The following is a 631-nucleotide window of genomic DNA, read 5'->3' on the forward strand; positions in this document are numbered from 1 at the left end:
TGCCCATAAAATTTGGATATTGTGTCATTTATGGCTTAATTTGCAATCTTTAGTGGCAGATGTGAAATTTTTATCAGGATATCCCTTGATGTGTATAGAATAGTTTATAGTCTGTAATATGTTGCTCTGGATTTCAGTGCGTAAATTGATTGGAAATAAATAGAAGTTTATAATAAGAATTGATCATTCGAATTAGTGTTTATTAATTTATAATTATGTATATTTCGGCAGTGTGCCGTACTGTAATTCCATATATTGTTGCGTTTTTTATTTGCTGAGAGGCGAGTCTTAAAACGTAACGGGTCGGGGCGGTGGTTGGGGAATTGTGGTTGCTGTGACGGGTGGGGCGGCGCGTGTGCGGATGACGTGACGCTTTGGGGCAGTTGCAGGGCTTAGGTAGCTTGGATGGCCGGGCAGGCCCATTGGACAGCGCTTGACCTGCTCTTGCTCGTAGGCGGCGGCTTTCGGGCTGCATAGTTTCATGCGCATGTCTTCGGGCCTGGATGATGGGTCGTTCGGCAGGTCGGCCAGTTTGAGGCCGTTACCGCGCTTGTCGCCCTCGAAACCGGACTGCAACAACCGGGCGGTGCGTTCGTTGCGTTCGCGGTCGGTTGTCGCACCCAGCACGATA

1 pseudogene is annotated in these 631 nt (G+C 48.0%); it reads right to left on the reverse strand.

From position 1 onward, the window contains the following. Positions 1-288: 288 nt before the first annotated feature. Positions 289-631, reverse strand: a pseudogene (locus tag ACFINX_RS10360) (D-alanyl-D-alanine carboxypeptidase); the annotation flags it as partial.

Origin of the sequence: Bartonella sp. AP36NXGY (genome assembly GCF_042195865.1) — a bacterium.
Taxonomy (GTDB): Bacteria; Pseudomonadota; Alphaproteobacteria; order Rhizobiales; family Rhizobiaceae; genus Bartonella.